We start from the raw sequence: 13,799 nt of genomic DNA, 5'->3' as shown, positions 1-13,799 counted from the left end.
TCTCCAGCTCATTAGTCTGCCATGGGCGAAATCAAGGTTCGAACATTCAAAAGGATCTCCACGAAGGGCGCGAATGAAACCACAAGAACACGAAGGAGATTTGGAAATGCCCCGCCTTCCCTTCGTGCCCTTTTTGCCCTTCCTTCGTGCCCTTCGTGGAGATCTTTTATCGCCCTGCGACAGCGCGGATCAAATGTCAGGGTCCAGCGGCCCCAGTTTCTGGGTCAAAGCCCCCACCCCACTGGCCAGGAGGGTGTGCTCGTAGATGCGGAGCTGGCTGCGGAGGGGCGGGTCCTGGGGATCCAGGCCCCGGCGCAACACGTCGCCCTCGGGGCCGAGGACCCGGCCCTTCAGGGTGTCATGCAGCTGGAGTTCCACCATCTCCATCACCTGGGCGGCCAGCACCGGATCCACCAGGGGGAAGGCCAGCTCCACGCGGCGATCCAGGTTGCGGGGCATGAGGTCGGCGCTGGCGAGCAGCGTCTCGGGCCGCCCGTCGTTGGCGAAGTGGTAGATCCGGGCGTGCTCCAGGAAGCGGTCGAGGATGGACAGGGCGCGGATGTTCTCCGACAGGCCCGGCACGCCGGGCCGCAGGCAGCAGGTGCCCCGCACGATGAGGTCCACCTTCACACCCTCGCGGCTGGCCTCGTAGAGCAGCTGGATGAGCTGCGGGTCCACCAAGGCGTTCATCTTGAGCACCATCCGCGCCGGGCGCTGCTTCCGCGCGTGGCCGATCTCCCGCTGGATGCGCTCCTTGAGCGCCTTCTTCAGGTGCTGGGGCGCCAGGAGGATCTGGTTGAACTTCGGGGGGCGGGTGTAGCCCGTGAGCATGTTGAAGAGGTTGGAGAGGTCCTCGCCGAATTCCGGGCGGGCCGTGAAGAGACCCAGGTCCGAGTAGAGGCGGCTGGTCCGCTCGTTGTAGTTGCCCGTGCCCAGGTGGCAGTAGCGCTGGATGCCGGCGGCTTCCTGGCGCACCACGAGGCAGGCCTTGCAGTGGATCTTGTGGTTGGGCAGGCCGTAGACCACGTGGACGCCGGTCTTCTCCAGGCGCCGGGCCCAGGCGATGTTGGCGGCCTCGTCGAAGCGGGCCCGCAGCTCCACGATGGCGGCCACCTGCTTGCCCCGCTCCGCGGCGCGCTCCAGTGCCGCGGCCACGGGGCTGTTGGCCGTCACCCGGTAGAGCGTCATCTTGATGGCGAGGACCTTGGGATCCTCGGCGGCCTCCCGCACGAAGCGCACCACGCTGTCGTCGAAGCTCTGGTAGGGGTGGTGGAGGAGGATGTCGTTCTTGGCGATGGCGTCGAAGACGCTGCCCGCCTGGTCCAGCTGGGGTACCGGCAGGGGCGGCAGGGGCGAGTCCTTCAAGTGCGGCAGGTCCAGTTGCACGTAGAGCTGCATGAGGTCGGAGAAGGCCGTAAGGCCCGAGCTGGGGTAGAGGTCCTCGGGGCTCAGCTCCATCTCCTCGATGAGCAGGTCCAGCACCTTGGCGGACAGGCCGTGCTCGTACTGAAGGCGCACGACAGCGCCGCGGCGGCGGTCCCGCAGGCTCTCCTCCACGGTCTTGAGCAGGTCCTCGGAGGGGTCCTCCTCCACCGGCTGGTCCGAGTCGCGGGTGACGCGAATGGCGTGGCAGCACTTCACCGCATAGCCCAGGAAGAGGCGGGACAGGTGGTGGCGGACCACGTCCTCGAGCATGACGAAGGCATGGGCGTCCGGCCCCGAGGGCACGCGGAGGAAGCGGGAGGCGAGGCCCGTGGGCACGTGGATGAAGGACAGCTCCGAGGCCGGCAGGTCCCCATCCAGCAGGTCCTCGTCCGGCACCAGCTCCACCACCAGCACCAGGGCCCGGTTGCCCAGGCGGGGGAATGGATGGCCCGTGTCCACGGCCAGGGGCGTGATCAGGGGCAGGATGCTGCGCTCGAAGTAGTCGAGGACGAAGGCCTCCTGGACCCCATCCAGCGCCTTCGGGTCGAGGATGCGGATGCCCGCGGCCTCCAGCTGGGGCTCGAGGATGGCGTGGAACAGCTCGTGCTGCCGGGCGGAGTAGGCGTGGATCCGCCCCGCCACCCGCTCCAGCAGCTGGCGGGGCGTGAGGCCGTCCGGGCCGGGCTGGGTGATCCCAGCGTCGATCTGGCGCCAGATGCCTGCCACCCGCACCATGAAGAACTCGTCCCAGTTGTTCGATACGATGCCGAGGAACTTCACCCGCTCCAGCAGCGGCACCGAGGGATCCTCCGCCTCCTCCATGACCCGGGCGTTGAAGTCCAGCCAGCTCAGCTCGCGGTTGAGCAGCTCCTCGGGACGGGGGATGGGGTGGAACATGGAAGCAGGATAATCCCGGCCTGTGACCGCCGTGTGCCGGGCCGCGGGGAATATCCCCTTTGGTTCCGGGGCTTTTTCAGGCAGAATCGGTGGTTCGGCCCTCCATGGGGAGGCGCCGAATGGTCCGCCCGGACCCACCCCAACGAGAGGGCGGCATCCAGCCGCCAGGTAGGAGGAAGACATGTCCCAGGAAGTCCTGGTCGTCCCCAAGCGCGAGACCTTCGGCAAGGCCGCCATCCGCGATCTCAAAAAGAACGGCATGATCCCCGCCGTGGTCTATGGCCTGAACGAGGCGCCCATCGCCATCGCCATCAGCCCCAAGGCCGTGGCCCGCGTGCTGGCCAGCGACGCCGGCATGAACTCCGTGATGTTCCTCCAGCGCGAGGGCACGGACATCAAGCGCCACGTCATCATCAAGGACCTGCAGCGCGACCCCGTCACCGGCCGTCTCCGCCATGTCGACTTCATGCGCGTGGACATGACCCACAAGGTGCGTGTGAAGGTGCCCGTACGCCTCATCGGCACCTCCATCGGCGTGAAGAGCATGGGCGGCATCCTCGACTTCGCCCACCGCGAGATCGAGCTCGAGTGCCTGCCCAGCATCATCCCCGCCCACATCGACGTGGACGTGACCAACCTCAACGTGGGTGACAGCATCCGCTTCGAGCAGATCGCCCTCATGCCCAACGTGGCCTTCGTGGGCGACGCCCACCAGACGGTCTGCTCCGTCCGCGGCAAGGCCGCCGAGGAAGAGGAAGCTGCCGCTCCCGCCGCCGCCGAGCCCGAAGTGGCCAAGAAGGGCAAGAAGGAAGAGAAGAAGTAGTTCTCAACTATCAGGAAAGCGGGCGTCTTTCGGCGCCCGTTTTTTTTGGGATTGACAGAAGTAAGTACTTACTTACATTCAAGACATGGCTGGATCTGCCCTGGAACTCACTGCCAAGCGCATCGAAATTACGGATGCGGCGCTCCGAATCATCGAGACCCGGGGCATCGCCGCCCTGACGACCAGCGCCCTAGCCGCGGAGCTGGGGGTGAGCAGCGGCGCGCCCTTCCGCCACTTCGCGAACCGCGACGAGATCCTCGAGGCCGTGGTCCTGCGGGTGGAGGAGCTGATCCTCGGCACCTTCCCCCCGGAGACAGATCCGCCCCTGGAGCGCCTCCTGGCCCTGCTTCGGGCCCGGGCGAGGGTGGTGGGCGGCCACCGGGGTATCGGCCGGCTGATGTTCTCCGAGCAGTTCGCCCTGGCCCTGCCGGCCGCCGCCGCCGAGCGGCTCCGCTCCGTGGTCATGCGGACCCGAGCCTTCCTTCAGGCCGCCCTTGAGGAGGGGCAGCGGGAAGGTGCCATTCGCGGCGATCTCACGGCGGGGGCCCTGCTGTCCGTGGTCTTCGGAATGCTCATGCAACTCGTGCATGCCCAGGCCGCCGGCCAGGGCCGGCCCCAGGACGCCGATGAAACCTGCGCCACCCTTCTGGCGTTACTGCAACCCCCGCCAGCCCCCTGAGCCGGCGGCTTCCCGGAGTTCCCCATGCGAAAGCTTCCCATCCTGCTCACGGCCCTCCTGGCCGGCCTCAGCGCCCTGCCCCTGAGCGCCCACTGCGATGCCCTGGACGGCCCCGTGATCGTCACCGCCCGGAAGGCGCTGGCGAAGGGCGACGTCAACCCGGTGCTCGCCTGGGTGAAGGCCGGGGACGAGGCGCAGATCCGCGCGGCCTTCGCCCGCACCCTCAAGGTCGGCGCGCTGGGCCCCGAGGCGAAGGAGCTGGCCGAGGCCTACTTCTTCGAGACCCTGGTGCGCGTGCACCGCGCCGGCGAGGGTGCGCCCTACACGGGCCTCAAGCCCGCGGGCCTGGATTTCGGCCCAGCCATCCCCGCCGCGGACAAGGCCTTGGCCTCCGGCGACCTGAAGCCCGTGTTCGACCTCATGCACGGCGTCCTCAAGCCCGGCCTCGAGGCCCGCTTCAAGGAGGCCCGCGCCACCCGGGGCCAGGCCACGTCCGATCCCGCCTCCGGCCGGAAGGCCGTGGCCGCCTACGTGGACTTCCTCCACTACGTGGACGGGGTCTACCAGGCCGCCGCTGGTGGCGGCGCCCACGCCGAAGGTGCCGAAGCGGAAGCCCATGCCGCCCCCGCCAAGCCCGAGCCCCACCACCAGCATTGAAGGCTCTCCACTCCGCGAGCGGGCGCCAGACGGCGCCCGCTGCCTTTCCCGAGAGCTGACAGCCGACAGCTGATAGCTTCAACCCATGTGGACCCTCGTTCCCCTCGGCAACCCCGGCCCCGAGTACCAAGACACCCGGCACAACCTCGGCCGCCTCATGCTCCAGCGCTGGATGGCGGACCGGGAGCTGACACCATCTCCGGCCAAGCGATTCCCCTCGGGCACGCTCTACCCGCTGACGGACCGCCTCCAGGCCCTGGTGCCCGCCACCTACATGAACCTCTCCGGGGAGGCCTGCCTCCAGGCCGAGGCGGTGGGGATCTACCCCCGCAAGCTGGTGCTGCTCTACGACGACAAGGACCTGCCCCTGGGCACGGGCCGCTTCCGGCTCGACGGCTCCAGCGGCGGCCACAACGGCCTCCGCTCCGTGTTCGAGAGCCTGGGCACCACGGACATCGCCCGCCTCCGCCTGGGCATCGGCCCCTTCCAGCGCCCCCTGGTGGACTACGTGCTGCAGCGCTGGACCGACCCCGAATGGGAGGTCATCGACCGGCTGGACGCCCCCTTCGCCCGGTTCCTGGAGCTGCTCGGGCAGACGGAGGATCTGGGCGGCTTGGCGAACCTGGTGAATCCGGCGGCGTTCTGGGTCCCGGCCGAGGGCTGAGCCGCACGACTTTCCATTGAATTTCCTGCCTTTCCACGCGAAACTATCCGTTCGCGCCTCCGCTGGAGGCGTCTTCCTTGCTCCCCGGAACCCAGAGGGGGGCTTCACATCCACAAGGAGGACAGATGCGTCACTACGAGACCATCTTCATCGCCTCCCCCACACTGACGGACGAGCAGAGCGATGAGCTCGTCAAGCAGTTCGAGGGGATCATTGCCGAGCAGGGTGGCGAGCTGCTCAAGACCGACAAGTGGGGCCGCAAGAAGCTGGCCTACGAAGTCCAGAAGTTCAGCGAGGGCTACTACACGCTGTTCGAGATGAACGCGGGTCCCGACCTCATCGCCGAGCTGGAGCGCCGCTTCCGCAACCACGATTCGGTCATCAAGTACCTGAGCGTCCGCATGGACGAGGCCGAGAAGGCCGCGGGCCGCGCCAAGCAGCGCATCGAGCGCGAGGCCAAGCGCAAGGCCCAGGCCGGCATCAAGGAACGTTCCGCTGAAGAGGTGATGGGATGAAGCGCCGCGCCGATGCCAAGAAGGGCAAGCCCAAGAAGAAGAAGGCCTTTGGGGGACGACGCGCCAAGTTCTGCAAGTTCTGCGTCGAGAAGAGCACCCTCATCGACTACAAGGACGTGAAGACCCTCCAGGCCTTCACCCCCGAGCGCGGCAAGGTGCTGCCCCGCCGCACCAGCGGCGTGTGCGCCGTCCACCAGCGCGCCCTCGTGGAAGCCATCAAGCGCGCTCGCAACATCGCGCTGCTGCCGTTCGCCACGGATTAGCCTCATCGTCCGTTCTCCTTCGGAAGGCCGCCCTCCGGGCGGCTTTCCTTTTTCTATGGCGATGTTCCGCGCGCGCTACGCGCGCACTCGGGTCGGCGGGGCCCCCCTCCGAAGGCTCCCTCGGAGCCTTCTCCGCGACCCGCATCGTTCCTCGCATCGCGCTGCGGCCGTTTGCCACGGACCAGGCGCTGTGAGGCCGAGGCTGCTCGAACGTTACAGCGCCCAGTCCCGTACTTCCGCAGGAAGTTTGAGGCTTACCCTGATCATAGTTATCGACAATGCGGGGGTGGGTGCCCCCGCATTGTCGTATCCGGCTTCCATGCCCGCGGCGACTCGGATGTCAGCCGCCTGGCCCATTCAAGGGAGGTCCGGCACCCCCGGCTGGGGCAGGAACACACGTTTATCCTTGTCGATGATCAGATAGGAAATGGGCTTGCCGAACAATCCCATGGGCGAGCCGTAGAAGGCCCGGTGCCTGGAGGCGTCTTCGGGGCTGGGCGCCGACCAGAGCGTCGGCATCCCGGGCATCCGCTGGCCCAGGAGATTCCGGATGGATTCACTTATCAGGGCGTGCGACGCATGGTCCTGCCAGCCTGGATCGATGCCCTGGAGCCTGCCTGCCAGATCAGGGCTGGAAAGCACGATCGCGGGGACGGTCCACTCGGAAATGCCGCATTCCCCGGGCAGATTCCCATGGGGGGCCTTGGCCTGGAAATTTTGCCCATGGTCGCTGGTATAGAACACCAGGGTGCCCTCCGGAAGCCGCCCAGCCAGGCCCTGTAGGAACGCCAGCGAGGCCCGGGAGATCGAGATGGAATAGGGGTTCGGGGCCCCGGCCAGCTCAGGCGGAAGGCTATGCGCATAGGGGAAGTGGGTCCCGACCTTGTTGATGAGGGTGAACGTCCGCTCCGCCTTCCCCAGCCGGCCGATCAGCGCGGGGATGGCATTGAGATCCCGTTCCGTTCGCACACCCAACGCCCCGGACGGCAGGACTTCGTCGATGAAGGACTTCTCGAAGTCATCGAAGTAGTCCTGGATGGCCAGGTCGTTCAACACACCCTGGCAATCGATGTAGGTGGTCCGGAACCCAGCCTCCTTCGCCACCTGGAAAAGGCTGGGGAAGTGGCGAAGGGATGTTCCCGGATCTTTCGGATCAGCGCCCCGCCTGAGCATCAGGTTCGACGCGGCGCTGGAATTGGCGAAGCTGTACCCCAGACCGAGATTGCGGAGGTTCGGGAGGTGGGCCCGATCGACCAGGTCCCGGAACGCGCCCCCTTCCACCGATTCGTCGATGACGAGAACGAGGTGCCGCACCGTGGGGTCCATGGGAACGTGCTGGAACGCCGCCGCCGCGGCCTTCCCGTCTTGCACCCATCGGCGGGCCGCGGCATCCACGGCCAGAGTTCCGGCGTGTAGGCCCGCCTGGAACTGCATGGGAAACCCATTCAGTGCCGTGTCTCCACCGATGGCCAGGATCGCCACGTACATGACGACCGCGGTCAGGCTGGCGGTGATCATGGGGATGCTGTTCCTGATCCGCAGGGCGACGCGGACCCAGATAAGCAGGACAAGCACCCCCAGGACCTGCAGCACCACGATGACGATGGGTGCCGTGAATTGGGATAGCGCATCTCCCGTGTTCCCGACGGATTCCAGGAGAGTCTTCCCGTCGACCAGGGTCAGGGGCCGCCCCCTGATCCTGAAGAAGGAGGTACCGACCAGAAAATTGAGCGAGAAGAAAAGCCCCCCCAGGATCGCCCACCGGCGACGGGCGAGCCCGCAACCCACCAGCGCCAAGACTGCAGTCAGGATTTCCACCAGGTAGATCAACCGTTTCAGCGGGTGCCCCAAGGCGGCCATCCGGTGGGGGATCTGGGGATTCATCCACAGCGATAGCGCCACCAGCAGCGCGCACGCAACCAGCGCCTGCGCTCGTCGGGTCAACTCGAGAGGTCTGGGCAGGATCGATTCCGTGACCACTGGAGGCTCCAGATGAGGTCACTGTGAACACCTGACGCCCCAAGGACAAGTACTGCGCATGGGGGAGGGCAATAAACCTACATTGATCTGCCTTTTGGACCTTAGTCAGAGAATTCGGAGCGGGCGCTCTGGGAATGTCAGACGAGCCGAGCTGGAACTCAGCGCAGACAGGGTGGTTCCATCTCAAGGGCCCCGGAAGAGGCCAGGCGCGGCAGACATTCAACAGTGGGAGCCATCCGGCCCCCTTCGTTTCCCGGACGAAAACCTCCCTCGGGCAGGCTCAACGGGAGCCCACCCGCCCCTCGCATCGCGCTGCTGCCATTCGCCACGGATGAGGTTCGGTTTTGAACCTGCGAAAAAGCGGGGGCCACAGCCCCCGCTTTTTCGCATGCCACAAATTTGAGTTGTGGTCGTCCTCACTCAATCCGTCACCGCGAACACCACGCGGTCGTTGCGCAGGCGCTCGGGGTCCAGGATGCGGATGGTGGCGTTCTTCCGGTCGTCGGCGAGGATCACGGTGTAGTCCTTGTCCTTCTGGAGGGAGCCGGGCACCACGTTCACCTTGCTGATCTTGGCGAGGCCCACGTCCGAGGCCTGGATCTGGACCTGGGGATTCGGATCATCCAGCGGGAGATCCTTCACGAAGCGGGAGGCCACGGCCTTGGGGCCCATGCGGTCCTTGGCGAAGACGGGCACCACGATGACGCCTTCGTTCTCCAGCTGTTTGCGCTGGCCGACCAGGTAGTGCATCGAGTTGAGCTTGACCTTCTGGGCCTGGCTCAGGGTCGTCAGCTCGCTCACCTGGGCCGTCAAGGTGGTCTTCTCGGAATGGAGGGCGTCCACTTCCTCCTGCACCTTGGAGCGCTCGGTCTTCAGGTCCTGCACCTGGGTGGAGAGGTCATCGCGATCCTTCTGCAGGGCCGCCCGCTGGTTGTGCAGGTACTCGGTGGGGCCGATCTCGGCCTTGCCCTGCGTGACGGCAGTAAAGTAGGCGCCGCCGGCGTACTGCTGGTAGACCTGCCAGCCGGGCTGGAGCTCTTCCAGGATGTTCGCCCGGGCCGCGAGGGTCTTGGCCTTCTCCTCCGAGAGGCCCTTGCCCTTGAGGAAGCGCACAGCCATGGCGAAGTGGTTGTCCTTCTCGGTGGCGATCTGGGGCTTGGGCAGCTGGGACTGGAGCCTGGCGACCTTGGTGTTGAGCTCGCCGATCTGCTTGTCGCGGTCGAGGATCTCCTGCAGGAGGGCCGCCGTGCCGTTGTTCTTCTCGGCCTTGATGCGCGCCTCCAGGAGGGCCCGCTGGTCCTCCGTCAGCTGGATGCCCGCGGCGTTGGGCTGCAAACCGGCCTTGGCCATGGCTTCGGCCTGGGCCTTGGTGACGCCCTGGGCCTGGCCTTCAGCCTGCTGGGTCTCGGCGACCTTGCTGGCGAAATCCTTGGATTCCGTGGACTCGGACTGCGACTTCTGATTGCACCCGACCGCAAGGGCGAGCGGGAGGACCGCGAGGGCGGCCCCGAGGGCGAAGGGTTTCAGGAATGTCATGCACACCTCCTCAGGGAGCGGGGAAACGCTGGACCTGAAGGGTGGTGCCGCCTCCGAATTCACGCAAGTCAATGTATATACACCATTTGTTCTACCATCAGCCCATCCCTGCGGAGGTGCGCCTCACTTAAAGGCTGTGATCTCTTCACTCAGAAAGGGGTCCATCGAAGCCACGGCCGCGAAGATTTTTGCGGCGGCCCGACAAAAAGCGGGGGCCGGAGCCCCCGCTTTCTGATGCAGCCCGACGGCCCTATTCCATCTCGTTGGCCAGGACGGGCACCTCGACCACGGGCGCGGCCGCTTCGGCCTTGCCGCCCAGGGTGGCGTGGAAGGTGTCCCAGTCCAGCTCCTTCTCCCAGCTGGCCATCACGACGGCGGCGATGCAGTTGCCGATGTGGTTGGTGATGGCGCGGGCCTCGGACATGAACTTGTCGATGCCGAGGATCAGCGCCATGCCGGCCACGGGAATGGTGGGCACCACAGCCAGGGTGGCGGCCAGGGTGATGAAGCCCGAGCCCGTGACGCCGGCGGCGCCCTTGCTGGTGATCATGGCCACCACGAGGATGCCCAGCTGCTGGCCGAGGGTGAGCTCGATGCCCAGGGCCTGCGCGATGAAGAGCGAGGCCAGAGTCATGTAGATGTTCGTGCCGTCCAGGTTGAACGAGTAGCCCGTGGGGATCACCAGGCCCACGATGGACTTGGAGAGGCCCAGCTTCTCCATCTTCTCCATAAGGGGGATGAGGGCGGATTCGGAGGAGCTGGTGGCCATGACCAGCAGCAGCTCGCTCTTGATGTAGCCCACCACCTTGAAGATGTTGAAGCCCGCCAGCCGCGCGATGATGCCCAGCACCACGAAGATGAAGACGGCGCAGGTGGCGTAGAAGAGGAAGATCAGCTGGGCCATGGGGATCAGCGACTTGAGGCCGAACTTCCCGATGGTGTAGGCGATGGCGGCGCCGGCGCCCAGGGGGGCGAGATAGAGGATCTGCTTCATGACGCCGAAGAACATCTTGCTGAGGTTGTCCAGCATGGAGACGACGGGATCCTTGACCTTGTCGGGCAGGGCGGCGAGGGAGAAGCCCATGAGCACCGAGATCAGCAGCACCTGGAGGATGTCGCCCTCCGTGAAGGCGCTGAACAGCGTCTTGGGGATCATCTTCAGCAGGTGGTCCGTCACGGTGAGGTGCTGCGCCTGGGTGACGTAGTTGGCCACGAGCTTGGGATCGAGCTTCGAGGGGTCGGCGTGGAAGCCGCGGCCGGGCCCGAACACGTTGGCCATGACGAGGCCGATCACCAGCGCCAGGGTGCTGACGATCTCGAAGTAGAGGATGGCCTTCCCGCCCACGCGGCCGGCCTTCTTGATGCTGCCGGAGCCGGCGATGCCCAGCACCACGCTGCACATGATCACCGGCGGGATGAGCATCTTGATCAGGTTGATGAACCCGTCGGCCAGGGGCTGCATCTTCACGGCGACGGCGGGGTAGAAGTGCCCCAGCATCGCCCCGAGGACGATCATGACGGCGACCCAGTTGTACAGTTTTGATGCGGCACGCTTGAACATGCGGATGGTCCTTTCAGAAGATCCAGACATGGGGGACAGGCGGCCCCGAGGGGGCCGGAAGGAAACGTGGTGGGAAAGATGCCGGAGGTCTGAGCGGAAACCCGGGAGGGGTCCCGGGTGCCGAACAGATGCACTGCTCACACGACCTGCGGGTAGGTTTCCTGATTCTCGGTCAGCCTTCCCGGAACGCACCGTTCTGGAAGTTGATTCCCCGATTTGGAACTTTTGAAAGCGGATCCCCCCCGGATGACCAACAACTCAACCCGAAGCGTCAAAGCGAGGTCCGGCTCCGCCGGGTCGAGCGCGGGGGTCCGGGGGGAGGCTCCACCTCCGCGAGCCCAAAGGGCGAGTGGGAGCCACGCCCCGCGTGGCGTCAGGTGGAGGCGCGCAGCGCGACCTTAGATCCTGGCCACGCCTGCGTGGCCAGGAGGACCCCCGGAGAATCACAGGTATTTCTGGACCTCGCGCAAGTACCCTTTCTGGAACTGGAAGCGGTGGACTGGCCGCCCCCCGGTGCCGTAACCGGGCTCCATCCGGAGCACCTTCAGCGCGCCGAGGAACTCGAAGTACTTCCGGACGGAGACCCTGGAGATGCCCACTTGGTGGCCGATCTCCTCGGCGGTGAACCATGGGGACGGCCCTTGCCAAGCCGCGACCGCCTTCACCACCTTCTCCAGGGTGTTCCGGTCCAGGCCCTTGGGGAGCCCCTCCGCCTTCCGGCCTTCCGCGGCCCGCCCGGCCAGGCGCTTGTCGAGCTCGGTCTGGTCGAGGACCTGCCCGCCCCGGATCAGGCGGCGGGTCTCGCCGTAGCGATCCAGGGCCTGCTTGAGCCGCTCGAACTCGAAGGGCTTGATGAGGTAGTCCACCGCGCCCAGCTTCAGGGCCCGATCAATGGTCGCCGCATCCCTCGCGGCCGTCACGAAGATGACGTCCACATCCAGGGCCTGGCGGCGAATTTCCCCCATGAGCTCGATGCCGCTCTGCCCGGGCATGAAGATGTCCATGAGTAGCAGGTCCACGGTGTGGCGCCGCAGCAGGTCCAGGGCCTCGGCGGCGCTGCCGGCGGAGGCCACGGCCTCGAAACCCGGCACTCGGCTCAAGAACATGCGGTTGAGCTCGGCCACCATGGGGTCGTCTTCGACCAGCAGCACCCGGATCATGGTTCCTCCCGGAGGAACAGGGTAAACGTGGCCGTGAAGAGGGCGCCGCCTTCTTCGCGGTTCTGCGCGACCAGGCGCCCGCCCCGGGTCTCGATGGCCCGGGCGGCCTGCCAGAGGCCGAAACCGCGGTTCTCCCCCTTGGTGGAGAACCCCAGGTTGAAGGCCTCGGCCAGGATGTCCTCGGGCATCCCCGGACCGCTGTCCGCGACGGACAGGTGCAGCAGGGTGCCCTCGGGCCGGAGCGAGACCTGGATCTCGCGGCGCGCGCCGTCGCCGATGGCCTCGACCGCGTTCTCCAGCAGGTTGCCGAGCACGGTGACGAGATCGTGGGAGGCCGCGTCATCGGGACAGGGGGGCAGCGAGGCGTCCTGGTCCAGCTCCATATGGATGTTCTGCTCCCGCGCTGAGGCGAACCGGGCCAGCAGGAAGCCCGCGATGACGGGATCCTTGATCCGCTGGACCACGAAGCCCACCTCGTCGTCCAGCCGGCCCGCCACGCCGGCGATGTAGGTCTTGAGGCGCTCGTACTCCTCCAGCCGGACCAGCCCCAGGATCACGTGGAGCTTGTTCATGAACTCGTGGGCCTGGGCCCGCAGGGCATTGGCGTACAGGCGGACGCCCGTCAGCTGCTCCGCCAGCCGGTTCATCTCCGTGATGTCGCGGAAGGTGGCCAGGGCCCCGGTGATGCGGCCGCCCACCATGACAGGAACGCGGTTCGTCAGGATCGGCAGACCCAGGATGTCGCCCTCCTGGTCGTACTCCGCCTGGCCGGTCTCCATCACGGTGCCCAGCCTGGAGCTGGGGAGGACCTCCTCCACCGGATGGCCCACCAGCTCGCCGTGGCTTCCCGCCAGCGCGAACAGGCGCAGGGCCTCCTCGTTGACGATGGTGACCACCATCTCCCGGTTCACGCCGATGATGCCCTCCCGCACCGAATGCAGCATGGCGTTGCGCTGCTGGAGCATGGTGGCGATCTCCTGCGGCTCCATACCCAGCAGGATCTTCTTGATGCGGCCGCCCAGGTACATGGCCCCCAGGATCCCCGCGGCGAACCCGATGACGCCCCCGATGACGATGCGCTTGCGCACGCTCACGATCGTGCGGTCCACCCCCGACTGGAGGATGCCCACCGCCACCGCCCCCACCTGCCGGTCGCCTTTCCACACGGGCGTGAAGGCGCGCAGCGAAAGGCCGAGGGTGCCCTTGGCGATGGAAAGGTAGGACCGCCCCTGGTACGCCTCCGCATCGTCGCCGCCGGCGAACCGGGCGCCGAGGAGGGACGCATTGGGGTGCGAGAGCCGCATCCCGTTCATGTCCATGACCACGACGTAGTCCACGCCGGATTCGATCCGCATCCGCTCCGCAAGGTCCTGGACGTCCGCCTGGGGGCGGCTTCCCGCCAGGGCGTCCCGCACCACCTCCGCCTCGGCGGTGATCCGCGACAGCAGGACCACCTTCTGCCCCAGGGCGTCCCGGGTCTGGCGGGCCATGCGCCAGTCCACCATGGCCCCCGTGACGGTCAGGGCCAAGGCCAGGATCAGCGAGACCAGGATGGTGATCCGGGTCCGGAGCTGGAGGAACGGGCGCATCCGCGGCATGGTAGGGACCATCGTAGGGCGGAAGGACGAGGAAAGGCGAG

12 protein-coding genes are annotated in these 13,799 nt (G+C 66.6%); 6 read left to right on the top strand and 6 right to left on the bottom strand.

The features are described 5' to 3' along the window. Positions 1-189: 189 nt before the first annotated feature. Entirely contained in the window at positions 190-2,322 is a 2,133-nt protein-coding gene (gene ppk1 / locus MLE64_RS09020) for a polyphosphate kinase 1 (RefSeq protein WP_243317427.1), read from the bottom strand. A gap of 181 nt (positions 2,323-2,503) precedes the next feature. Between ppk1 and MLE64_RS09015 the strand changes: the two genes are divergently transcribed. From MLE64_RS09015 to rpsR, 6 genes are all read left to right on the top strand, one after another. Further along, positions 2,504-3,145 (top strand): 50S ribosomal protein L25, encoded by a 642-nt coding sequence (locus tag MLE64_RS09015; RefSeq protein ID WP_243317426.1) that lies wholly within the window; start codon positions 2,504-2,506, stop codon positions 3,143-3,145. An 85-nt stretch (positions 3,146-3,230) separates the two neighbouring features. After that, on the top strand, positions 3,231-3,824 hold the full coding sequence (locus MLE64_RS09010; RefSeq protein ID WP_243317425.1) for a TetR/AcrR family transcriptional regulator: 594 nt from the start codon (positions 3,231-3,233) through the stop codon (positions 3,822-3,824). A 24-nt stretch (positions 3,825-3,848) separates the two neighbouring features. Then, entirely contained in the window at positions 3,849-4,481 is a 633-nt protein-coding gene (locus MLE64_RS09005; RefSeq protein WP_243317424.1) for a DUF6448 family protein, read from the top strand. A gap of 85 nt (positions 4,482-4,566) precedes the next feature. Continuing rightward, positions 4,567-5,145, top strand: a complete 579-nt coding sequence (gene pth, locus MLE64_RS09000; RefSeq protein ID WP_243317423.1) for an aminoacyl-tRNA hydrolase — start codon at positions 4,567-4,569, stop codon at positions 5,143-5,145. A gap of 125 nt (positions 5,146-5,270) precedes the next feature. Then, complete coding sequence (gene rpsF / locus MLE64_RS08995) at positions 5,271-5,660, top strand: 30S ribosomal protein S6 (RefSeq protein WP_243288344.1); 390 nt, start codon at positions 5,271-5,273, stop codon at positions 5,658-5,660. Continuing rightward, positions 5,657-5,923, top strand: coding sequence for a 30S ribosomal protein S18 (rpsR, locus tag MLE64_RS08990; protein ID WP_243288345.1), 267 nt, complete (start codon positions 5,657-5,659; stop codon positions 5,921-5,923). Before rpsF ends, rpsR begins: the two co-directional genes overlap by 4 nt. Positions 5,924-6,280: 357 nt before the next feature. Here rpsR and MLE64_RS08985 read toward each other — a convergent pair whose 3' ends face one another. From MLE64_RS08985 to dcuS, 5 genes are all read right to left on the bottom strand, one after another. Further along, complete coding sequence (locus MLE64_RS08985; RefSeq protein WP_243317422.1) at positions 6,281-7,498, bottom strand: sulfatase-like hydrolase/transferase; 1,218 nt, start codon at positions 7,496-7,498, stop codon at positions 6,281-6,283. An 825-nt stretch (positions 7,499-8,323) separates the two neighbouring features. Then, complete coding sequence (locus MLE64_RS08980; protein ID WP_243317421.1) at positions 8,324-9,439, bottom strand: hypothetical protein; 1,116 nt, start codon at positions 9,437-9,439, stop codon at positions 8,324-8,326. Positions 9,440-9,689: 250 nt separating this feature from the next. Then, the gene (dctA, locus tag MLE64_RS08975) at positions 9,690-11,000 is read right to left on the bottom strand and encodes a C4-dicarboxylate transporter DctA (protein WP_243317420.1); all 1,311 of its coding nucleotides are present in this window, start codon (positions 10,998-11,000) and stop codon (positions 9,690-9,692) included. Positions 11,001-11,443: 443 nt separating this feature from the next. Then, entirely contained in the window at positions 11,444-12,160 is a 717-nt protein-coding gene (locus tag MLE64_RS08970) for a response regulator (protein ID WP_243317419.1), read from the bottom strand. Further along, entirely contained in the window at positions 12,157-13,758 is a 1,602-nt protein-coding gene (gene dcuS, locus MLE64_RS08965) for a DcuS/MalK family sensor histidine kinase (RefSeq protein ID WP_243317418.1), read from the bottom strand. Before dcuS ends, MLE64_RS08970 begins: the two co-directional genes overlap by 4 nt. Positions 13,759-13,799 lie beyond the last annotated feature (41 nt).

This window comes from Geothrix paludis (genome assembly GCF_022808815.1).
Classification (GTDB): domain Bacteria; phylum Acidobacteriota; class Holophagae; order Holophagales; family Holophagaceae; genus Geothrix; species Geothrix paludis.
This window is presented reverse-complemented; position numbering and strand designations above follow the sequence as displayed.

Bases quoted from the DNA above. Each gene is read 5' to 3' on its own strand.
- MLE64_RS08970 (WP_243317419.1), bottom strand. From the start codon at position 12,160: ATGATCCGGGTGCTGCTGGTCGAAGACGACCCCATGGTGGCCGAGCTC.
- dcuS (WP_243317418.1), bottom strand. From the start codon at position 13,758: ATGCCGCGGATGCGCCCGTTCCTCCAGCTCCGGACCCGGATCACCATC.
- MLE64_RS09005 (WP_243317424.1), top strand. From the start codon at position 3,849: ATGCGAAAGCTTCCCATCCTGCTCACGGCCCTCCTGGCCGGCCTCAGC.
- MLE64_RS09010 (WP_243317425.1), top strand. From the start codon at position 3,231: ATGGCTGGATCTGCCCTGGAACTCACTGCCAAGCGCATCGAAATTACG.
- rpsR (WP_243288345.1), top strand. From the start codon at position 5,657: ATGAAGCGCCGCGCCGATGCCAAGAAGGGCAAGCCCAAGAAGAAGAAG.
- rpsF (WP_243288344.1), top strand. From the start codon at position 5,271: ATGCGTCACTACGAGACCATCTTCATCGCCTCCCCCACACTGACGGAC.
- MLE64_RS09015 (WP_243317426.1), top strand. From the start codon at position 2,504: ATGTCCCAGGAAGTCCTGGTCGTCCCCAAGCGCGAGACCTTCGGCAAG.
- dctA (WP_243317420.1), bottom strand. From the start codon at position 11,000: ATGTTCAAGCGTGCCGCATCAAAACTGTACAACTGGGTCGCCGTCATG.
- MLE64_RS08980 (WP_243317421.1), bottom strand. From the start codon at position 9,439: ATGACATTCCTGAAACCCTTCGCCCTCGGGGCCGCCCTCGCGGTCCTC.
- pth (WP_243317423.1), top strand. From the start codon at position 4,567: ATGTGGACCCTCGTTCCCCTCGGCAACCCCGGCCCCGAGTACCAAGAC.
- ppk1 (WP_243317427.1), bottom strand. From the start codon at position 2,322: ATGTTCCACCCCATCCCCCGTCCCGAGGAGCTGCTCAACCGCGAGCTG.